The organism is Albibacterium sp. (assembly GCF_035514885.1).
Lineage (GTDB): Bacteria > Bacteroidota > Bacteroidia > Sphingobacteriales > Sphingobacteriaceae > Albibacterium.
The window spans coordinates 111,274-131,859 of sequence record NZ_DATJCH010000022.1 but is presented as its reverse complement, the minus strand read 5'-3'; the positions used below and the strand labels follow the sequence as shown (position 1 = coordinate 131,859).

20 protein-coding genes are annotated in these 20,586 nt (G+C 36.8%); 16 read left to right on the top strand and 4 right to left on the bottom strand.

The window, feature by feature from the left end:
• Positions 1–35: 35 nt before the first annotated feature.
• From VL047_RS10625 to VL047_RS10615, 3 genes are all read left to right on the top strand, one after another.
• On the top strand, positions 36–2,462 hold the full coding sequence (locus VL047_RS10625; protein ID WP_325360404.1) for a TonB-dependent receptor: 2,427 nt from the start codon (positions 36–38) through the stop codon (positions 2,460–2,462).
• Positions 2,463–2,489: 27 nt separating this feature from the next.
• Positions 2,490–3,851 (top strand): hypothetical protein, encoded by a 1,362-nt coding sequence (locus tag VL047_RS10620; RefSeq protein ID WP_325360402.1) that lies wholly within the window; start codon positions 2,490–2,492, stop codon positions 3,849–3,851.
• A 449-nt stretch (positions 3,852–4,300) separates the two neighbouring features.
• The gene (locus VL047_RS10615) at positions 4,301–5,287 is read left to right on the top strand and encodes a ThuA domain-containing protein (RefSeq protein ID WP_325360400.1); all 987 of its coding nucleotides are present in this window, start codon (positions 4,301–4,303) and stop codon (positions 5,285–5,287) included.
• On the opposite strand, the gene VL047_RS10610 is transcribed toward VL047_RS10615, so the two are convergent.
• From VL047_RS10610 to VL047_RS10600, 3 genes are all read right to left on the bottom strand, one after another.
• Entirely contained in the window at positions 5,273–6,028 is a 756-nt protein-coding gene (locus VL047_RS10610) for a hypothetical protein (protein WP_325360398.1), read from the bottom strand. The two genes, VL047_RS10615 and VL047_RS10610, sit on opposite strands and share 15 nt — an antisense overlap.
• Entirely contained in the window at positions 5,955–6,383 is a 429-nt protein-coding gene (locus VL047_RS10605) for a TonB-dependent receptor (protein ID WP_325360396.1), read from the bottom strand. The genes VL047_RS10610 and VL047_RS10605 overlap by 74 nt, the downstream gene beginning before the upstream one ends.
• 645 nt (positions 6,384–7,028) lie before the next feature.
• A complete protein-coding gene (locus VL047_RS10600; RefSeq protein ID WP_325360394.1) occupies positions 7,029–7,298 on the bottom strand; it encodes a Plug domain-containing protein in 270 nt (89 codons plus the stop codon).
• 17 nt (positions 7,299–7,315) lie between these two features.
• Here VL047_RS10600 and VL047_RS10595 point away from each other — a divergent pair, with 17 nt between their 5' ends.
• The 8 genes from VL047_RS10595 (at position 7,316) to VL047_RS10560 (ending at position 13,831) form a co-directional block, all read left to right on the top strand.
• Positions 7,316–7,909, top strand: coding sequence for a hypothetical protein (locus tag VL047_RS10595; protein WP_325360392.1), 594 nt, complete (start codon positions 7,316–7,318; stop codon positions 7,907–7,909).
• Positions 7,910–7,968: 59 nt separating this feature from the next.
• On the top strand, positions 7,969–8,850 hold the full coding sequence (locus VL047_RS10590) for a TIGR01777 family oxidoreductase (protein WP_325360390.1): 882 nt from the start codon (positions 7,969–7,971) through the stop codon (positions 8,848–8,850).
• Between the two features lie 79 nt (positions 8,851–8,929).
• The gene (locus tag VL047_RS10585; protein WP_325360388.1) at positions 8,930–9,277 is read left to right on the top strand and encodes a hypothetical protein; all 348 of its coding nucleotides are present in this window, start codon (positions 8,930–8,932) and stop codon (positions 9,275–9,277) included.
• Positions 9,278–9,542: 265 nt separating this feature from the next.
• Positions 9,543–10,469 carry a histidine kinase gene (locus tag VL047_RS10580; RefSeq protein WP_325360386.1) on the top strand — a complete coding sequence of 309 codons (927 nt, stop codon included), beginning with the start codon at positions 9,543–9,545 and terminating at the stop codon, positions 10,467–10,469.
• Positions 10,466–11,221 (top strand): LytTR family DNA-binding domain-containing protein, encoded by a 756-nt coding sequence (locus VL047_RS10575; protein ID WP_325360384.1) that lies wholly within the window; start codon positions 10,466–10,468, stop codon positions 11,219–11,221. Before VL047_RS10580 ends, VL047_RS10575 begins: the two co-directional genes overlap by 4 nt.
• A gap of 135 nt (positions 11,222–11,356) precedes the next feature.
• On the top strand, positions 11,357–11,971 hold the full coding sequence (locus VL047_RS10570) for a porin family protein (RefSeq protein WP_325360383.1): 615 nt from the start codon (positions 11,357–11,359) through the stop codon (positions 11,969–11,971).
• A gap of 60 nt (positions 11,972–12,031) precedes the next feature.
• Positions 12,032–12,952, top strand: coding sequence for a DUF6268 family outer membrane beta-barrel protein (locus tag VL047_RS10565; RefSeq protein WP_325360381.1), 921 nt, complete (start codon positions 12,032–12,034; stop codon positions 12,950–12,952).
• 3 nt (positions 12,953–12,955) lie between these two features.
• Positions 12,956–13,831, top strand: coding sequence for a lysophospholipid acyltransferase family protein (locus VL047_RS10560; protein WP_325360379.1), 876 nt, complete (start codon positions 12,956–12,958; stop codon positions 13,829–13,831).
• Between the two features lie 136 nt (positions 13,832–13,967).
• On the opposite strand, the gene VL047_RS10555 is transcribed toward VL047_RS10560, so the two are convergent.
• On the bottom strand, positions 13,968–15,263 hold the full coding sequence (locus VL047_RS10555) for a hypothetical protein (protein ID WP_325360377.1): 1,296 nt from the start codon (positions 15,261–15,263) through the stop codon (positions 13,968–13,970).
• Between the two features lie 178 nt (positions 15,264–15,441).
• Here VL047_RS10555 and VL047_RS10550 point away from each other — a divergent pair, with 178 nt between their 5' ends.
• The 5 genes from VL047_RS10550 to VL047_RS10530 all read left to right on the top strand — a co-directional run bounded on the left by VL047_RS10550 (position 15,442) and on the right by VL047_RS10530 (position 20,586).
• Positions 15,442–16,314, top strand: a complete 873-nt coding sequence (locus tag VL047_RS10550) for a DUF808 domain-containing protein (RefSeq protein ID WP_325360375.1) — start codon at positions 15,442–15,444, stop codon at positions 16,312–16,314.
• Between the two features lie 147 nt (positions 16,315–16,461).
• Complete coding sequence (locus VL047_RS10545) at positions 16,462–17,070, top strand: HD domain-containing protein (protein WP_325360373.1); 609 nt, start codon at positions 16,462–16,464, stop codon at positions 17,068–17,070.
• On the top strand, positions 17,060–17,659 hold the full coding sequence (locus tag VL047_RS10540; protein ID WP_325360371.1) for a Pycsar system effector family protein: 600 nt from the start codon (positions 17,060–17,062) through the stop codon (positions 17,657–17,659). The genes VL047_RS10545 and VL047_RS10540 overlap by 11 nt, the downstream gene beginning before the upstream one ends.
• A 6-nt stretch (positions 17,660–17,665) precedes the next feature.
• Positions 17,666–19,720: a polyphosphate kinase 1 gene (gene ppk1, locus VL047_RS10535; RefSeq protein ID WP_325360369.1), complete on the top strand. Its 2,055-nt coding sequence runs from the start codon at positions 17,666–17,668 to the stop codon at positions 19,718–19,720.
• Positions 19,717–20,586, top strand: a complete 870-nt coding sequence (locus VL047_RS10530) for an SdiA-regulated domain-containing protein (protein WP_325360368.1) — start codon at positions 19,717–19,719, stop codon at positions 20,584–20,586. The genes ppk1 and VL047_RS10530 overlap by 4 nt, the downstream gene beginning before the upstream one ends.

The window sequence follows — 20,586 nt, the reverse complement described above, 5'->3', positions numbered from 1 at the left end:
TAAAGAACGCCGAAGATACTGTATTAATATCAATAATGAAAAAATTCTTTCTTACAAATATACTTTTCCTGCTTTATACGGCGCTTTTTGCGCAAACGTCCACGATTACCGGTAGAGTCCAATTACAAGACGGTACAGCGGTTGCCACAGCCACTGTTCAGGTAGAAGGAACCCAGATTGCTTCTTACTCTGACGATGAAGGTTTCTACAAACTGGAGGGCGTACCCTATGATAAACATGTCGTTTTAGTATCCTCCATCGAAGTAAAACAAAAACGTACGCCATTGGAGGTTAACAAACCGAAGTATGACTTGACTATTGTTGTTGATCCCAGAGGAGATATTAAGTTAGACGAAGTGCAAATCGTTCGCAATACCGTTAAGAGAGAAATCGAAACCCAAGGTTTTGCTGTTAGTGTAATTGAAACCAAGGAAGCTGCAGCGCGAAACATTCAAACCAACGAATTGCTTGATCGTACCGTTGGCGTCCGTGTTCGCCAAAGTGGCGGACTAGGTTCTGAAGTAGAGTATAATTTAAATGGAATGACCGGTCGATCGGTTGGTATTTTTATTGATGGCATCGAAATATCCACCTATGGATCTTCCTTTAATCTCAGCAATATCCCTCCGTCCATGATTGAACGGATCGAGGTATACAAAGGAGTGCTTCCTTCACATTTAACCGGAGATTTACTGGGTGGTGCCATTAATATCGTCCTGAAAAAAGGTAAAGTCTCATCCAACAGCTTATCTGCTTCCATTTCGTATGGGTCTTTTAATACAACACAATCAGATATCAGTGCCTTATACCGACATGCTAAAAGCGGGTTTACAACCCGAATTTCCGGAAGCTTGTTGAATACGGATAACGATTATGAGATTTGGGGAAAGTTTTCTAAATACATTGAACCCAATGGCGTTGTTCAAAGGAATTATAGAGCCAAGCGTTTTTTTGATGGTTATCGTTCTTTAGCTGGTCGTTTTGAATTTGGTTACACGGACGTAAAATGGGCTGATGCTTTTTTGCTAGGCTATCATATTTCTGATTCATACAACGAAATCCAGCATGGCCAAACTATGGGGAAACCTTATATGGGTAGAACAGCAGATGCACAAGCTAATGTCTTGAGCTTAACCTATAATAAAGAGAATTTGTTTACAGAAGGGCTGAACTTTTCGGTAAATGGTGTTTACAGTTTTCGCAATACTAGCATTTTGGACACGGTGGCTTGGGCTTATAATTGGGACGGAACTATCCGAAAAGATCTGAATGGTAATCCTGTTCGTACCTTAGACGGAGGACAGCAAGGTGAGCCCACCATGGTAGATATCGACCGCCAAGTGGCTAATGTTCGGTCAAATTTGGCCTACGATCTTTTTTCCGGACATCGTTTATCGGTGAATCATGTGTTTTATACGGTAGATCGGAAAGATTATGATTTGCTAAAACCAATCGACGATCTGGGCTTAAACAGCAGTAATGATCTTGCCAAACATGTGGTATCTTTCAATTATGAAGCACAGACGTTCGATGATCGACTAACTACCAATGTATTCTATAAGCTTTATCAACAGTCGACCATTCATACAAGCTATTCCATCTTGTCGAATAATGGACAAGCGACGATCCAGAAAAATGAAATCAAAGATAAGCGAACTCACGATGGTTATGGTCTAGCGGCGTCGTATCGTATCAGTCCGAACGTAATTTTGCTGGCTTCAGCGGAACGAGCCGTTCGCATGCCGGTAGACCGGGAAACATTTGGTAGTACGGAAGACAATGTACTGGCTAATCCAGGGATAACTCCCGAGATATCAGATAATTTGAATCTTGGATTCCGGCTAGGAACCTTTCAATTTAATGATCATCAGGTCTCATTAGGAACCAACGTGTTTTGGAGAAACGTCCAAGATCGCATCATGCCGCGAGCCAATGAGCTATTAAATAATCAAGAAATTGAACTAACACAATACGTAAATTTAGGATTAGCACAATCCTTGGGCTTTGAAGGAGAATTGAGCTATAACTACAAGCGCAACCTGAGCGTGATGTTTAATTTTTCGAAATTTAACTCCCTGTTCAAACAAGAATTTGATCCTGCAACCGGTCAACGTATGACCTATTATAACAAACAGATTCCAAACGAACCTTTTTATACCATGAACGGAAATGTACAATATCGCTTGGATAATCTCATCCAGAAAGAGTCCCAGCTTCATCTGTTTTATAGTTTAGGCTTTGTTGCTCCATTCCGTACCGTGTGGCCAGAATCCGAATGGTTTGTCACACCAACACAATTTGCACAAGATGTCGGATTGAACTATCGTTTTCCATCGCAGCGAGTGACTGCTAGTATCGATGTTAAAAATCTTTTCAATGCAGAAGTCTATGACAATTTTGGAGTGCAAAAACCGGGTCGGGCTGTCTTTTTTAAACTCAATTATTCAATTAATAAATTCTAAAAATCTAACAATCAAAATTACATATCAATGAAAAATAATATATTAAAATTTGCCCTTATGGGTATTACTCTTTCAGCTCTGTCATTTGCCAGCTGTTCGAAAGAAGATATAATAAAAACAGATCCAGAGATTGAAAATCCAGACAATCGTTGGATTACAGTTTCAGGTGCTTTGATGCAAACCGAACCAGGCGATGGTAATGGGGGAACCCAAATATTCAGTGTAACACCTCAAGAAGCTAAGGACCCTAATTTTTCTATCGATGTATTTAATAAGGGGGAAGGTGTGAGATCTTCGCGAACAGCACGTTTGCAGGCTTCAGCTGATGGGAAATATTTGTATAACATTCAATATACAGGCGCTGACGGAGGTGTATTTAATAAATATAAAGTCAACGGAGGCAAAAATCTGATACTCGAAGGTCCTGAGGTTGAAACCGCAGACTATGTGAGTTCGGCACCTAGATGGCTAAAAGCGCGCGAAGGAGTAGGTATTGCAGTTCGTGCATCTGCTAAAGATCCCGTTTATACAGGTACAGCTCCTAATTTTGTGTATCAAGAAACCATCTCAGCGATCAATGTTATTTCTCTGGATCTCAACGATCCTAAGATTACGGAAACGGCCTCCTTTGATTTGAGTTTATCAGATGACGAGGTTGCTGCAGGCTATTACATTAGTAGAATGGATGTTCCGGTCATTAACCAAGCTGGTGATAAAGTATTTATTGGCGTAGCAGTTTCGAAGTTCGATACCCAGACGTTTACAATCGACCAAGGTGTGCCTGTGTTTACAGTCGATCGTGATGCGCAGCACGGTTGGGCAAAAACACTTGTCTTGGATTATCCTTCTTTAGCCAATCCAGAAATTCTTAGCTCCGATAAAACCAGAGGCAACACCAATGGCTACCGCAGCACCATGCAGTACGTAGGAACAGACGGACACGTTTATCAGGCTACTTCAGGTGAAGCAATTGGTACTGGCGGTTCTAAGATATTACGTATCAATTCAGAAACAAATAAGTATGATAACTATGTATTCAGTTTAGATGCGGCTCTCGGTTTACAGGATACCTATATCGACTCTTGGAAATACGTTGGTGATGGTATTGGTTTTGTGGTTTACTCATTAAGCGGAGAAGAAGATGGAGGTTACATTGCACGTATAGATTTAAATAGTAAAACTGCACAGAAATATAACCTTCCTAACGAGGATAAGTTAGATTTTCGTCAAATTCAAAATATTGCTCAGGTTGGAGATGAAGTGTTTATCGCTGTAGCACCAACTGGTTTAGATGGAAACATTTATGTCTTTAACAAAAAAACAGGTGAGATTTCTGTAGGTGCAAAATTAATTAATAAGCCAGGTAACCGGTACATTGGTGTTTATTAATATACTAGCAAAAAGGAGTACACATTAGTAATGTTTTCTAATTGATAATTAGGTTTATTGAGCTTGTGCATTAAGAATGCACTCTATTTAACCAGAAAAGATGTTTCTGAATCGAAAGACTCAGAGGCATCTTTGCTTTTTAGTCCTTCGATACATATTTAAAAAATTTACAGAAGAGGATCTGGGAAAATATAAAAGAAGAATGCCGTATTGCATTGAGATAGAAAGTAACTGGAAGTTTATGATAATAATTGAGTAATCATAGAATTCTGAAAAACTAAACTTAACTTAGGGTAGGCTTTGTCAAAAGCAGGAATTAATGAATTCTGTTCTTGAGCGATATTTTAAACTAACTAAAAGAGATAGATTTTCATTTACTGTGTATAAATACTCACTTTTACAAGGCGATGAAAAGCCAGTAATGGATTTTTGATTTAAAAAATAAACCAATGGATAAAGTAATTCTTATTGTCTTTCTATTATTTGGGGTTAGTTTATGCTTCTCGATGGTTAGGGGAGATAAGCCTGCAAAACCTACTAAAGCAAATACAGGTCTAGCAGAAGATACTAAAGATGATGATCAAAAAATTATCCGAGCTTTGATCGTGGATGGCTTTAGTAACCATGATTGGAAACAGACTACCGCAGTAATTAAATGGATGCTTGAAAAAACCGGTCGCTTTCATGTCGATGTTTCTACTATTCCCACAGATAGTGTTCAACTTGTCAATTGGAAGCCAGTATTTACTAATTATGACGTAGTTATTCAAAATACCAACAACATCAATACTCCTCATTTAAAATGGTCGCCATGGGCTGAAAGGGCATTGGAGAAATATGTTGAAGAGGGCGGAGGTTTGTATGTCCTTCATTCAGCCAATAATGCTTTTTCACATTGGGAAGAATATGATAAAATGATAGGTATGGGTTGGCGTGATAAAAGTGTTGGCTATGCTTTGGAAATAGATTCAGCAAAAAATGTTAAACGTATTCCGCCCGGTGAAGGCCAGGGAACAGGGCATGGCGATAGATTTGATGCTGTTATTCATATCCTTAACAGTCATCCAATTAACAAAGGATATCCTGATCAGTGGAAAACAGCGTATACAGAGGTTTATCATTTTCCACGTGGACCGGCAGAAAATCTAACCGTATTGTCTTATGCCTATGATAGTAGTGCCACTCACAGGTGGTGGCCGGTTGAATGGGTTGTGAAATATGGTAAAGGCCGTGTTTATAATTCAAGTATGGGCCACCTTTGGAAAGGAGAAGTTTATCCGTTGGCATATCGTTGCATTGGCTTTCAAACCACAGTGATCAGAGCTGCTGAATGGCTGGCAACAGGCAAGGTAAGCTATCCGGTGCCGACAAATTTTCCAACAAAAGATTCATTAAGTCTTGCAAACGAGGATGAGTTTTTATTAAAATTCAAATGAAAAGCCGATACTTGGTAACAGGTTGCCAGATGATGTATTTAAAATAAAAGGAATACCGTTAGATCCATCTGATTGTAGCTCTTCTCCATCGGTGGTTCTAAACCCGTCGTTTTGTTCGTTTCGTTCGAAGGTGAACTTAGGATTATTTTGATCTTCTTGCATAAGGATATTTTGCAGATCGAGATACAAATTTAAGGAGGTGTTTCTGAAGTTTATACGTTTATCAATACGTAAGTCTAGCTGACTGTAAGCTGATAACCTGAGTGAGTTTAACTGGCTGTAATCCAATTCTCCGGTTCCTCGGGTTACATAGTTTTGCCGCGAGAGTCCCATATCAAAAGGTGTATAGGGTGCTCCTCCTGCGAATCTGTACTTTATGCCGATATCCCATTGTTTCGGAAGTTTATAACCAACAGTTGTAGAAAATAAGTGCCGGGTATCCCAAGAAGAAGGGAATAATATACCGTCTAATCCGGAAAATTTGCTTCGAATGTAGGAATAACTGGCTACGTAAAAAAGGCGGTCGATTAGCTTTTGTTGAACGTATAGTTCAACGCCATAAGTTTCTCCTTTTCCAATACTGAGTAGTTTTTCGCTTCCGATGGAACCATAATCGTTGCCTGAATTTGCCAAAGAAACTCCTGTAAGTTCTGAAACAGGGTAGTTGTTATGTTTTTTGTAAATCCCCTCCAGAGTGAAGCGAAGGGAAGATTTGAATAAAATACTGTGTGCCCAAAACATAATGGGTAGATTGTGTATAATCCATCTGCCTATTAACGAAGGTTTGATTCTCATCTTTGTAACCCAACGCAGTGTAGGGGGGTATTTTAAAATAAGTTCCAATTGATGCTGTAAGGTCGAATTCGTTATTTATATGATAGGCGATAGACAGTCGAGGGGAAAGTGTTTCTAAAGGGTCTTTGCCACGATCTATAAATGAATTCATATCTGTACGTACGCCACCAGAGACGAGGAGATTATCGTTAAATAGATTCTTTGAAGCTTGTAAAAAATGCACCATACTTCCAGAAATTGATGTCGCTGTTGAAGGATAGACTAGTTTGTGGGTTAGTTTTAAGAAAAACGTTTCCAACATAACCTACATTTTGAATGGAGAGCCCACCACTAAGTTTCCAATCGTTTACAAATTTATTGATATCCCAACGAAACTTGTTTTCTATTTCATGTGAATTAATTGCTGAGGTGCGCCTGCTTTCAATACGATTCTGGTCTTCAAATTTGTCTATATTGTTTTCATATCTATTCCTGCTGATAACATAATTAATATAGCCGTTTTCAATTTTTTGACTTAAGTTGAAGCCAGTGGTATAGTTCTACTGGTTTATGTAAGGCGATGATCTTAATACGTAAAAGTTCTCTGCACTGGCTTCCTTGGTAGGAGCAAAATTGAAATTGTCGATGCCGCCGAGGCCTATGGATGTTAAAGTTAGTCGATTATTGAACTGGTGGGTAATTTTATATTGGAAATCATAGAAATTAGGGCGTATAGGAAGATCTATTAGTTTGAATAGAAGCCCTAGATATGATTTTCTTCCTGAAACTAAAAAGGTGGTTTGTTCTGAAATTGGACCTTCTAATGTTAAAACTGATTCGGTAGCACTTACCCGAATGTTGCCTGATAGGCGTTCGGGATTTCCATCTCGCTGTTTGATTATGAATGTCGATGCTAATGCATTATCGTACCGAGCATCAAAAGCGGAAGAGCTTAACTTTAAGCTTTCTATAAAGGAGACGTTAGCATGCCTTGAGCACCGCCTAAACTTCCTTGTGTCTGAAAGTGATTCAATACCGGAATTTCTATTCCATCTAAATAATAAACGTTCTCATTAGGTGCACCTCCGCGAATAATAATGTCGTTTCTGTCGCCAGTGCCATTGCTTACACCCACGCCAGGGAGCGTTTGAACTACCTTTGAAACATCAAAATCTCCACCTGGACTGCTCTTAATTTCTTCGGAAGTAAGCTGTTGAACGGAGAGTGGAGTGATCATGTCGGCAGCGATAGCAGATGGATTCAGGCTATAAAATTGCTGAACTCGGAGCCATGAATGATGAGCAGTTGAATGCTGAGGCTAAGAAGCTGTTTTCCTTGGATAAGTCAGAAGGTCACGATCATTTTGTTTTTCAGTTGATTTCCGCGGGGATGACTTTTAACGAGATCTCCTTTGATAAAATTCTTTCTCACTGCTTTTTGCGGCTAGGAGTAGAAAACACGTACAAAGAAGTGGTTTATCCTTTGTTGAAACGGGTTAGTTTGATGTGCTCGACTGATATGTTATCGCCAGCTCAAGAGCATTTTATGTGTAATTTAATCCGTCAAAAGCTTTTAACTGCTATAGATTCTTTGCCAACGCCGAAAGAAAATAGTAAAAAATGGCTCTTGTTTTTCGAGAGTGTGAAACCAGACTATCTAATGTTGTTTTTTGTTCACCAGGATTATCCTGAAAACACCGATTCTTATCTGTCGAAAATAAGGGAATGCTTTGCTCTTGGTACTATTTACATAAGCGGAAATGAAAAATTAATTAGTCAGATGACGTTGGAAAGTAATACACATTGGCTCAAAAGCGTAGATGATTTATCAAGTATTGAGTATAATTAATGTTTAATAATTATATAGGATATATAAACAAAAGGCATAATACTTGAAAGAAAATAAATATGAAAAACATTCTGATAGCCGGAGGTACCGGATTTCTAGGCAAGTATTTAGTATCATTTTTAGTAGATCGAGGTTATGAAGTAAAACTATTGACGCGAAATGAAAATAATGCAGTCAAAAACGTTTCTTCTTATGAATGGAATATTGAGAAATCGTTCATCGATAAAAAAGCATTTGAAGGAGTTGATACTATTATCAACCTAACTGGTGCTGCAATCGGTGAAAAACGTTGGACTAAGAAGCGTAAGCAAGAGTTGCTTGATAGCCGTCTAAAATCAATTAATTTGCTTTATCGATATGTTTCTGGAAATAATTTACCTATCCAGACTTTCATTTCTTCTTCTGCAGTAGGATTTTATGGCGCCGTTGCAACTAATGAGATTTTTACTGAGGAGTCGGCAGAGGGTAATGATTTTCTTAGTGATATTTGTAAACAATGGGAGGGTGCAGCCCAACAGTTTGAAAGTATCGGAGCAAGAGTTGTTATTCTCCGTAAAGGGGTGATAATGGGAAAAGACAGTTTTTTTTATAAAAAAACTGTCCCTTTGGCAAAATTAGGAATCAACCCAGCTGTTGGAGACGGCAATCAATATATTCCGTGGATAGATATAAGGGATTTGGTCAATCTCTATGACTTCATTATCAAATATCCTCAAATTGAAGGAGTGTTTAATGCAGTTTCTTCACAGCATCTCACAATGAATGAATGGGCTGAAATACTCTTAAGGAATTTTAAAAAGCGAAAACTTACTCCAAATGTTCCTGATTTTGTTCTAAAATTGATTTTTGGCGAAATGGCAAATATGTTTTTAAAAGGAAGCCGAGTGAGCAATAGAAAAATTAAAGAATTGGGATTTCAGTTTTCATTCGATAAGTTGTGAGCTTAGGTTTTTGCTTATATTAGTCTTTTTAAACAGACTTTGTGTTGAAGTAGTTTAATTTGAACTCAAAATAACGATCATGAATATAAAACCTGAATCTTTAAATACAAGTTATTTACCGGTAGCTTGGGAATATCGTGAAGTGATTGAAGAGCAAATTATCAAGAAAGGAAGGGGTAAAATATTTTTCTTCTGTGAATCAGAAGGGATTTGTGAGGCAGAAGGACCCATTTTAAAAATGGAAGAAATAGATAAATCTGGTATCTTTATCAGACTTGAAAATAATGATTCAATTCGAATAGATCGCATTATCACTCTTTTTGGAAAGCCTGGTGCGGCTTATGATGAATATGATGCCTATAATAATGCTTGTATGAATTGTTCAGGCGGCTATGAGAAGGATGATTTAAAAGGGTACAGCATATAAGAACATGCTAACCCGGTAAGAGAAGCCTCTGGTCGAAAGATCCAGAGGCTTCTTTGCTTAAACAATTCTTTTGAATACATGTAAATTCATACCTTAAAAAATGAAGTTCATCGGAAAATATGAAGATTTATAATAAATTTTACTTGGAAATTTTATGTTTGTAGTAATGGCTCAAATAAAGAAAATTAATATAAGAAGGCTGTTTGTCTTTTTCTTCGCCACACTGATATATGCTTTGTGTCAAATGCTTTTCAGTATTATTCTAATGAAAGAAGATTTATGGAATAATCTACATATGCAGCTATTAGCCCACTACATAGTAATCTTTAGCATGTGTATGGTTGACTACTGGTTATTGCGATTTTTGAATAAGCATTTACCATATTCTAAAAATATATTTTATCGTATTGTAGCTGACATTATAGGTATAACTTTAATATGTTTGATACTATTATGGATATTTAATCATCTGATATACGACGTGCTTCTTATCCCCAGAGAAGGAATGCCACCTTTTCTTGTCAAATTTACATTGGCAATGTCAACCAATATTCCTATACTCTTGGTATTCGAGTTAGTTCATTACTTCCAGTCCGAGCAAAAAGCTATAGCCGATTCCGAAAAAGCGAAACGGAAAGTTCTGTTGTTCCAGCATGAGACTTTAAGGTCACAGATAAACCCCCATTTCCTGTTTAATTCACTGAATGTGCTGTCTTCTTTAATATATATTAATCCAGACAACGCAAACAAGTTTACAAAGGCTCTTTCAAAGACTTATCGGTATGTTCTTTCTCTTACCCGGCAGCCAATAGTTTCTGTTGCAGAAGAATTGGATGCATTGGATTCATATATCTACTTGATGAGGACACGGTTTGAAAACTCTTTTACATTTACAATAAATAAAATAGCTGACTGCAGTCAGAATAAGATTATTCCTCTTACTCTGCAATTGCTTATAGAAAACGTCTTTAAGCATAATATAGCAACCGAAGAATCACTGTTAGATATTAACATTACTATTGACAGAGATTATATTACGGTTAAGAACAATCTTCAACCGTCAAATAGTTCCGATAAAGGCGGCATCGGACTAAAATATATTGTCAAACAATATGAAATGTATGCTAAAGGAGTCATAGTTGAGCATACAAAAAAAATGTTTATTGTAAAAGTCCCTTATATTCAGCCATGAAATACCTAATCGTAGAAGATGAGAGACTTGCATACGAAGAACTGAAACGTATGATAACAAAGTTACGTCCAAATTATTTGTTAGAGAAGCAAACTAAAACTGTAATAGATACTATCAGTTTCCTCAAAGAAAATACTGTTGATTTAATTCTTATGGATATTCGCCTTGCAGATGGAATCTGCTTTGAGATATTTAATCATGTAGAAATTACCACGCCCGTTATATTTACTACTGCTTACGATGAACATGCTATCAAAGCATTTAAGGTAAATAGTATCGATTATCTGCTAAAACCTTGTAATGAGAATGACCTAGAGGCAGCATTAGCCAAATTTGAAAATATCTTTCATAACCATCCTTATAAAATCAATTCTGCGAATTTTGAGCAAATATTACAGTTCAAAACAAAAAACCGATTCCTAATATCGAAAGGGGAAAACTATCATTATATAGAAACCAACGATATTGCCCATTTTTACAGCGAAGACCGAGTCGTTTTTCTTCATACCTTCGCCAATAGGCGATATATCATTAACTATACCTTAGACCAATTGGAGCAACAGCTTGATAGTCGGCTGTTTTTTCGTGTATCACGAAATTGTATCGGGAATGTAAAAGCTATTGAAAATGTTGCAAAATACTTCAACAGCCGTTTGAAGCTTTCCTTTTTACCTGAATGTCCACATGAAGTTTTAGTAAGTCGTGTACGTGTTCCGGATTTCCTTAAATGGATGGACGGAATTGTTGAGTAGCTTCAGTATAGAACTCCATAGCTTTCGTTCTGCATTTCATTCAGCAAATCCTAAAGCCTATCGTTTATAGCTTTAAGTATTGCTCCGTTCGCCCTTCTTTTGTTCTAAATAAAACAAGTATTAAAATTTAGAACAATGAAAAAGAACCTCGTAACATTTGTTTTTACAGTAGGAGCACTAATCTTCTCCAATCAATTGTCGGCACAGGAGAGACCTGTATCATTTGGGTTTAAAACAGCAACGAGCCTGTCTAATTATCGGTTAGGTGGTGACATGCAAGATTTTAAAAGTACAATGAATATTGGGGGGTCAGTAGGTGGCTTCCTCAAATATGAACTAAGTGAAAGTTTTGCACTTCAATCTGGTATCGATGTGTATTATAAGTCCTCAAAGTTAAAATCCAAGACAGATAATTCATTTAATAAATTCAAATCTTTTGGAGTGGAGATACCGGTTTATGGAATTTTTCAGGGAGAGTTAGGTAAAGGAAAAGCATTTATAGGAGCCGGCCCTTATGTCGGCTATGGAATCAGTACAAAATCTGATGGTAAGAACATGTTTAAGAAGAATGATGGAGACCTTCTCATGAACCGTTTTGATTATGGTGTTGGAGGTATTGTCGGCTACGATTTTGGTAAAAATTGGCAAATAAATGTAAGTTATCAATTTGGACTTGCTGATCTGGATAAAGCTAAAAGCGGGTCTATGAAAAGCCATGGCGCATCTTTCGGAATTGTATACAAATTCTGAAAATTACGAAGCCATTAAACAGATTGCTTGCCGATTACGAATAAATGCAAATTTAATCCCATGAAATTAATATCATTTTTCATAACAACCTTAGTAGTGCTACTATATTTTGAAGGAAAAGCACAGGAATTATTTTTTAAGACAGAATATCTTGGGAATTCAGGATATTACTATTTACCGCCAGGTGATAAGCCGAGAGAAAAAATCGGTGATGGTAAAGGGTCTGCTATGGTTTACCAAGGAGCAGCCAGTATTCCACTATCAATGAAGATGAATGAGAACAATCGTCCTACTGCTTGGGGTATTGGTTTTAGCGGGGCATACGTTTCGTTGAACAACCAAAATTTTTCCGAACAAATGGTATCTGAAATTATGAATTTACAATTTGGAGTTTATCATCTGCGTCCTTTGAATAACAGATGGTCTATGCGAGCAAGTATAGGAATGGGTGTGTTTACTCCTTCTACTGATTTTTCCAAAATTGGTTTCAAAAACTTGCTTGCAAGTGGAGGCGTTGTTTTTATCAGGCACTTGAAGCCTAATCTTGATATTGGTGGTGGTGTAGCTATAAACAGTGCTTTAGGATATCCCATGATATTTCCGGCAGTATACGTGAATTGGAAGCTTCATGGAAAGTTCGATGTGAAAGTTGAACTCGTTGAAGGTCTGGATGTGTCTGCCGGTTATGATTTCAATGATAACTTTAAACTATCCTATGCCCTTGAAATGAACGGCCAGGTAGCATTATTGAAAAAGAACGGTAAAGACGTGATATTCTCCCATCAATATATCGTTACAGGAGTTCGCCCTGAAGTAAAGTTTGGAAAAACAGGATTATCAATGACTGCTATGGCGGGGCTAAATATATTTCGTCCCGCATCATATAGCGATAGAACTTTTAAAGGAGTGTTTGCCGGAGATAATGATTATTATTTTTCTGTTTCCCCGTATGGTTCAGTTGGTTTAAAAATGAAGTTTTAATTTATGAAAACGAAGCAAGCCTTACAAAGTTTGGCATATAGAAGTGTTTATTCTGTAATCTATGCTATTAGCCTACTTCCTATGACATTTTTATATGCAATGGCTTCTTTTACTTTTGTCGTTGTATACTACATAGTGGGGTATAGGAAATTTATAGTCATTCAAAATATTGCACGTTCCTTTCCTGAAAAGCGATATGGAGAAATCCGAGCAATTGTAAAGAAGTTCTATGTTTGCTTTGTTTTCTATATTGCTGAAATTATAAAATGTACCTCTGCTAATCCAACAGTATTTGACAAGAAAATAGAATTTGAGAATTTGGAATTAATAGACAGCTTTATTAATTCCAGACGAAACGTAATTGTCTGCTTGGGGCACTGTGGCAATTGGGAAATGTTAAATTTTATGCCTTATAAATCACACCATGAAATATATGCAGTTTATAGCCCTCTTAAGTCGGCTATCATGAACCGGTTAATGATTAAACTCCGATCTCGTTTTGGTATGAAATTGATACCTGATAAGTCAGTTGTACGCCATATTCTATCTGAAAATTCAGATCCCTCTGTCTATTTGTTTCTTGCAGATCAATGTCCGCGGATAAAGGAGGAAAAATACAGATTTTCCTTATTGAATCAGAAATCATATGTTTTTTCGGGAATGGAAAAATTAGCTCGTAAGGGTCGGGCAGCAGTAATCTATCTGCATATTACACAGCTCTCAAGAGGAAACTACAAAATAGTTTGCACACCAATATGTTCAAATGCAGAATCTATGAAAGATGGTGAAATAACTCAAAAATACGTTGACCTATTAACAGAAAATATCAATGAAGAACCATACAGTTGGCTTTGGACACATAAACGATGGAAAAGATAAAATAGTGATTTATATATTCTCAATCTTATTAATAGTAATAGCATTCATGTTTATTGGCTGTGCAATTTTTATGCATGTAGTTCTTAAAGTCCTTAATGAAGATTAAACACCTTAGCATAAAATTGCATTCTATTAATTACAATAGATACTTCTTCATATATTCAATAAAAATCTTCCAATCTTCGGGAAGTACACTATGCCCACCTTCATGCATGTAATATCCAAGTGGGTTTAATAAGCGTTTGTCTCCGGTTTCAGGCATTGTTGTAGTTCCTGGTCCCTTTAATCCAAATAAATTGTATACTGGTTCAGCAGCTACAGCAGCTAGAAATTCTCCTCTAGGATCCGACCATAAGTCAGAATTTCCTGTTTGAAGCAATAGCGGTCGTGGAGCAATTAGAGAAATTAACATATGGCCATCCATAGGTAATTCATTTACTCGGTCACTAAAATTGTGGTAGTTAGCCGCAAATTGATAATGATAACGGGAAGTATCAGTGATGTGTTTTATTGTTTCTCCATAATTTCGTCTGCTTAATGCAGCACCTCCTTCTCCAGAGATACTAGCAATTACCATTGCAAAGCGAGTATCCTTTGCACCTGCCCATAATACCGTTTTTCCTAATCTTGAAGCGCCTGTAACTGCAATTCGTTTAGAATCAATATTCTTATCGGTTTCAAGATAATCCATTGCACGACTAAGGCCCCACGACCAACTCGCGATAGCTCCCCATTCGTTCGATTTTGGTTGAGTGGCGCCATCTTTTAGGTATAAACTTCGAATTCCAAAATTTATTCCATTTTTAAAATCTGGTTCAATATCTGTATAGCAAAGAGTTGCGATCCCTATTCCTTCTGTAATAAATTGTTCAATATTGAGTTTGCCAAAATTAGATTTGGGTGCAGGAATTCTTTTCCCATCTGGAGACCAAGTTTTACCTGGTTTAATGCCATCATCATCTACTACATTGGAATTAGCAGAAAAGGAAAAATTTAGTAATAAAGGAGAAGGTTTTGTAGCTTTTGCAGGCAGGTAGATCAAAAGCTCCATTTTATGTGAAGATGTGTCTTTTGTGAAATAAATGGTTACTTGTTTTCGGATGGCAGTTCCGTTAAAAACCAAGGTTCCTTTATCAAAAACGTCGAAACTTAAATCGGCCGGAGCTGGAGGCATCTTTCCAAATTGATTTTCTTCATATAACCGAATAATTTCTGGTCTTCGTTTGTTCAGCCACGAATCTGCATCGGTCACTTTATTTCCATTCTGTAGGATTAAAGGTTCTGGAAGGGTATAAGAACCTACTAAAGCCTCATCATAATTAACTGGAATTCCGGCTACGACAGTAGGAGGTGCATTTTGAGAAAAGACATTGGTCGGAAATAGAGAGAATGCCAGATAGAGTAATGAAATGGTTGAAAGATAGGTTCTCATGGTCGTCTGATTCTTATCGTAATTTCGGATTATTCGTGGTAAAGAATTTATTCGCTCCTAACATCCTGAAAGTTCATCAATCTAATTTAGATTTAAAAGTATAGAAATCCATCATGTACTGTCTGCTAGTCGAAAAATTGCAAATAAAAAAATTATAAATTTACAGCAAAAAAAAAATATGGCTTCAGGGGTTTTTGCAGTGTTAGATGATATTGCAGCGTTGATGGACGACGTCTCAGTGGCAAGCAAAATTGCCACAAGAAAAACAGCAGCAATCTTAGGAGATGATTTAGCGGTAAATGCAGAAAAAGCCACAGGTTTCCTATCTTCTCGTGAGTTGCCTGTTCTATGGGCAATTACGAAGGGGTCTCTCCTTAACAAGCTCATAATTATTCCTATTGGGTTTCTACTTAGTTCCTTCCTTCCTATAACTATCAAAATTATACTGGTTTTGGGGGGCTTTTATTTGGCTTATGAAGGAATGGAAAAAATTATTGAATATATATTTCATAGGAATAAGAAAGGAGTTGAAGTTATTAAAGATAATAACCGAAGTAATCAAGTTGAAGAAAAATTAAAGATAAAATCTGCTATTACTACCGATTTTATCCTCTCTATAGAAATAGTTATTCTAGCTTTGGGTTCCGTGCTGGAAGCCCCCTTGGGTGTGCAGATCTTAACAGTTTGCATTGTTGCATTCCTAGCTACCGTTGGTGTTTATGGTGTTGTAGCCCTCATTGTTAGAATGGATGATGCGGGTTATAAATTAATAAAGAAATCAGGAAGCACGGGATTTATGAATGCAATTGGCGAATTATTGGTTAAATCATTGCCAATAGTTATTCGGATTTTAGGTATTGTTGGAACAATTGCTTTGCTTTTAGTATCCGGTGGTATTTTCCTTCATAATATCCCATTTCTTCATGATTTCATGGTGAATATTCCAGATATGCTTAAAAGTATAATCTTCGGAGTCATTGCCGGTTCTTTTGCGGTTGGATTAATGATAATCATTAAAAAATATTGGTCGCTTCTAAGAAAACCAACCTAATGGAAGTCTGATAAGAAGATAGGATTAGTAGACATAGTCTTTCGAATTTAATAGGAGAATCGCTACCTTTATAGTAAGGACATATCGTTTTCTTTAGATAAGGATTTCTCTATAAAGCATTTAAATGAACGATTTATTAATCTCAAAATGGTAAACTACAAGGAATTAATAAAGGAATCGTCAGAATACGCAAAACAATATATAAAAAAGCATGAATCCATAGACAATCTTCGGTTTCATAATATTGCGCATACGCTGGAGGTAGTAAAAGCTGCAGAAACAATAGTGGATTATTATAAGCTGAACGAACGAGACCAGGCTATTGTTATTATTGCTGCGTATTTTCACGATACCGGTTATTGTCTAAAAGGTCATATGCATCATGAAGGGCGGAGTGCAGATTTAGCGGAAAGTTTTTTAAGAGAAAGGGATGTAGATCCGGTTATGATAGATGCTGTAAAAGGCTGTATTAAGGCTACCCAAGTACCCCAATCACCTAAAAGTTTTTTAGAAGAAATTGTGTGTGATGCGGATCTTTTTCATCTGGGAAGCGATTGGTTCCGTGTGCGGGATAAATTAATGCGGAAAGAAGCCAAATCTAATGGAAATGAAATGGATAAAAATGATTGGCGAAAAGCAACCATTCAATTCATGGAGAACCATCATTACTTTACGGAATACGGACAACAGTTCCTCGATAAAAAGAAGCAGAAAAACCTGGAGTCCTTAATAAATAAAAATAAAAATGGAGAATGAACAAGTAGAACCTGAAGGGAAGCCCATTTCTACAACCGAAGTGGTTAAAAAGAAAGATAAAAGACCAGATCGTGGTATTGAAACTATGTTTCGGATTACCTCAACCAATAATCAACGCTTAAGCGATATGGCCGATAATAAATCCAATATCTTAATCACGGTCAATTCGATTATTCTATCTGTAGTCATTGCTTTGTTATTAAGAAAGTTGGATAACAATGCGCACCTTATCTTTCCTACGATAATCCTCCTAAGCATAAGTCTTGCTACCATGGTTATTGCAATATTAGCCACCCGTCCGTCAATTCCCAGTGGTTATTATACGGCCGAAGATTTAAAGGAAAAAAAGGTCAATCTTTTGTTTTTTGGTAATTTTCATCGCATGAATCTGCAAAACTATACAATAGGGATGAAGCAGGTGATGGAAGATCGAGAATTCTTATACAATACTCTGATAAAAGATGTGTATTCACAAGGAGTAGTATTAGGCAGGAAATTTAAGTTATTAAGGTTAGCCTATAATATTTTTATGTATGGTTTGATTGCATCTGTATTGGCCTTTTTGATAGTAGTAATTATTAATCCCTAATTTCTAATGGAAGGATTAAAGCAGCCTCAGTTTTTTCATCGAGATTTAAGTTGGCTGTATTTTAATGGTCGGATTTTGGAAGAGGCGAGCATGGAAGAAGTCCCATTATTGGCTAAGATTAATTTTCTTGCCATATATTCGTCCAATTTAGATGAGTTTTATCGGGTCAGGATGCCTGTTTTGTCAGCGATTAAACAATTAAAAAAAGATCAGGATCCCTTGATTCCAACAGCTGAAAAAGGCATTCACAAAAAAGCAAGTACCTTGATTGAAAATCAGCAGCAAGAGTATGGAAGAATTATGCTAAACCATATTATTCCTGATTTGCAAAAACAAAAGGTTTACCTGCTTTATGATCAAACTATTCCTGAAGCAATCCAACAGCAAACGGAGTATTATTTTTTTACCTGTCTGGCAGCTTACATTGAAATTAACTACATCACAAATCATGTTTTTTTTCCTGAGAACAACAGACTTTACAGTGTAATCACCTTTGAAGGAGAAAGCGAACTAGCGGTCGTCACTATTCCATCGAATAATGTCCCTCGTTTTCATAAAATAAAAAAAGAAGATAAGACGTATATTGTATTTATAGATGATATCCTCAGACAAAATATAAAATATGTTTTTCAAGGTCGAAAGGTAAGTGGCTTCTATTCCTTTAAGGTGACTCGCGATGCAGAATTGGATCTTGATGATGAATTCGAAGGCGATCTGAGAGAAAAAATTGAAAGGCAAATTGCAAAAAGAGATTATGGGCTGGCAAGTCGCTTGCTCTATCAACCCGATACTCCTGACATTATTCTAAAATCGTTGTTGTCACTTTTTAAGTTGCAAAAACAAAGTGCGATGGTAGGAGGCTATTACCATAACCTGAAAGATTTTTTTAAGTTCCCACTCAACAAGAAAGAATGGGATTATAAGCCACAACCCCCCTTAACTTATAATCTTTCGACTGCAGGTTCTTTATTCGAAAGACTTGTACAGCAAGATATTTTAACCAATACACCTTATCAATCTTACGACACGATTCTGCGTTTCTTTAATGAAGCGTCGATGGATAAAGAGGTTGAAGAGATTTGGATATCCATATACCGGGTTGCGAAAGATTCACGCATCCTACATGCATTGATAAGTGCGGCGAAGAACGGCAAGAAAGTAACCGTTTTTGTTGAATTGAAAGCGAGGTTTGATGAAAAGAATAACATTCGATGGGCTAAGCAATTGAAAAAGTCGGGAGTACATGTTTTATATAGTTTGCCCAATTTAAAAGTGCACGCAAAGGTAGCTTTAGTGAAAAGAAGACAAGAGCAGAATGGTGAGTTCAAATATTTCGGATTATTATCCACTGGAAACCTAAATGAAATTACAGCAAGTGTTTATGCTGATCATATTCTGTTAACTGCTAATCAAGCACTTTTGAAGGAGTTGGAGCAAGTATTCCTCATTCTATCTATCAGAAAAGAAAAAGTACCATTTGCTGATTTCCCATTTAAGCATCTCTTGGTTGCTCAATTTAATCTGACCTCCGTTTTTAAAAACTTAATAGATCAGGAAATATCGAACGCGAAGAACGGTTTGCCGGCAGGTATCACCTTGAAATTAAATAATCTGGAGGAGAAGGGGATGATTAAGAAGTTATATGAAGCCAGTCAGGCTGGTGTTCATGTTACCTTAATTGTGCGAAGTATTTGTCGATTAATACCAGGAGTTGCTGGTATGAGTGAAAATATTATAGTACGTAGAATTGTGGATCGCTATCTGGAACATAGCCGTGTCTTTTTATTTCATAATCAAGGAGAGGAATTGATGTACCTTGGTTCAGCAGATTGGATGAATCGGAATCTCTATAACCGTATTGAGGTTTGTTTTCCAATTTATGATGAGAGTATCCAGAAAGAAGTAAAAGATATAATCAATATTCAATTAGCGGATGATACATTTGCGGTTACTCTGAATGAGAATTTGCAGAACGTACCCATTGATCTGCATAAGGGTATTCGAGCTCAAGAAGCAATCTACGATTATGTGATAGAAAAGTATAAAAGTGAAATGCGATGAAACGAATAAAAAGAATGCTGTTCTCTGTTTGTTTATTAGGAATGTTGTCATTTTCTGCTTGTGCTCAACCTGATAAAATAAACTATCAAAGTCCAATCGGTTATGATTTTAATCAGCCAAAGGTAGATTTCATTTGGGATGTTTTGCACGAAGTATCCGGCATTACCTTTTATGAAGAAATTGCAGATACACTCTTTGCAGTAGAAGATGAAACAGGTACTATTTATCGCTTTCTTCCATCAAGTAAGGATTTAAAGCAAAGCAAGTTTGCCAAAGATGGTGATTACGAAGGGATTGCTATTAGTAATGGATATGCCATCGTATTAAAAAGTAATGGTACACTGTATACATTAGCTGCGGTAGAGCTGAATAAAGAGGAATCTGAGCATGTTAAAGAATGGAAAGACCTTGTTCCTAAAGGAGAATATGAATCTCTAGCAGCGTCGTCAAAAGATAGCTTACTCTATGTGATTTGTAAACAATGCTCAGTAGACAAGAAAACAAAGAAAACCACCGGTTATCGTTTGAGACTAACGAAAGCAGGAGTGCCTATTAAGGATGGTGAATTTGAAATTGATAATCAGGAAATTGACGCATTGAATAGTCTGAACGGAAAGGACTTTCGACCTTCTGCATTGGCCAGAAATAATAGAACTAATGAATGGTTTATCTTATCCTCCATTAATAAACTATTGGTTGTTGCGGATGAAAATTGGAAAGTAAAAGCAACCTATCCATTAGATCCGGATTTGTTTAACCAGCCAGAGGGAATTGCCTTTGACGCTCAAGGAAACCTTTACATCAGCAACGAAGGGAGTGATAAAACACAAAAGGCGAGTTTAGTAAGGTTTACATTAATTCATTAA

What these genes read in the sequence shown, in the direction of transcription:
- VL047_RS10625 (WP_325360404.1), top strand. Translation starts at nt 36, where the DNA reads ATGAAAAAATTCTTTCTTACAAATATACTTTTCCTGCTTTATACGGCG.
- VL047_RS10620 (WP_325360402.1), top strand. Translation starts at nt 2,490, where the DNA reads ATGAAAAATAATATATTAAAATTTGCCCTTATGGGTATTACTCTTTCA.
- VL047_RS10615 (WP_325360400.1), top strand. Translation starts at nt 4,301, where the DNA reads ATGGATAAAGTAATTCTTATTGTCTTTCTATTATTTGGGGTTAGTTTA.
- VL047_RS10610 (WP_325360398.1), bottom strand. Translation starts at nt 6,028, where the DNA reads ATGTTTTGGGCACACAGTATTTTATTCAAATCTTCCCTTCGCTTCACT.
- VL047_RS10605 (WP_325360396.1), bottom strand. Translation starts at nt 6,383, where the DNA reads ATGTTGGAAACGTTTTTCTTAAAACTAACCCACAAACTAGTCTATCCT.
- VL047_RS10600 (WP_325360394.1), bottom strand. Translation starts at nt 7,298, where the DNA reads ATGATCACTCCACTCTCCGTTCAACAGCTTACTTCCGAAGAAATTAAG.
- VL047_RS10595 (WP_325360392.1), top strand. Translation starts at nt 7,316, where the DNA reads ATGGATTCAGGCTATAAAATTGCTGAACTCGGAGCCATGAATGATGAG.
- VL047_RS10590 (WP_325360390.1), top strand. Translation starts at nt 7,969, where the DNA reads ATGAAAAACATTCTGATAGCCGGAGGTACCGGATTTCTAGGCAAGTAT.
- VL047_RS10585 (WP_325360388.1), top strand. Translation starts at nt 8,930, where the DNA reads ATGAATATAAAACCTGAATCTTTAAATACAAGTTATTTACCGGTAGCT.
- VL047_RS10580 (WP_325360386.1), top strand. Translation starts at nt 9,543, where the DNA reads ATGAAAGAAGATTTATGGAATAATCTACATATGCAGCTATTAGCCCAC.
- VL047_RS10575 (WP_325360384.1), top strand. Translation starts at nt 10,466, where the DNA reads ATGAAATACCTAATCGTAGAAGATGAGAGACTTGCATACGAAGAACTG.
- VL047_RS10570 (WP_325360383.1), top strand. Translation starts at nt 11,357, where the DNA reads ATGAAAAAGAACCTCGTAACATTTGTTTTTACAGTAGGAGCACTAATC.
- VL047_RS10565 (WP_325360381.1), top strand. Translation starts at nt 12,032, where the DNA reads ATGAAATTAATATCATTTTTCATAACAACCTTAGTAGTGCTACTATAT.
- VL047_RS10560 (WP_325360379.1), top strand. Translation starts at nt 12,956, where the DNA reads ATGAAAACGAAGCAAGCCTTACAAAGTTTGGCATATAGAAGTGTTTAT.
- VL047_RS10555 (WP_325360377.1), bottom strand. Translation starts at nt 15,263, where the DNA reads ATGAGAACCTATCTTTCAACCATTTCATTACTCTATCTGGCATTCTCT.
- VL047_RS10550 (WP_325360375.1), top strand. Translation starts at nt 15,442, where the DNA reads ATGGCTTCAGGGGTTTTTGCAGTGTTAGATGATATTGCAGCGTTGATG.
- VL047_RS10545 (WP_325360373.1), top strand. Translation starts at nt 16,462, where the DNA reads ATGGTAAACTACAAGGAATTAATAAAGGAATCGTCAGAATACGCAAAA.
- VL047_RS10540 (WP_325360371.1), top strand. Translation starts at nt 17,060, where the DNA reads ATGGAGAATGAACAAGTAGAACCTGAAGGGAAGCCCATTTCTACAACC.
- ppk1 (WP_325360369.1), top strand. Translation starts at nt 17,666, where the DNA reads ATGGAAGGATTAAAGCAGCCTCAGTTTTTTCATCGAGATTTAAGTTGG.
- VL047_RS10530 (WP_325360368.1), top strand. Translation starts at nt 19,717, where the DNA reads ATGAAACGAATAAAAAGAATGCTGTTCTCTGTTTGTTTATTAGGAATG.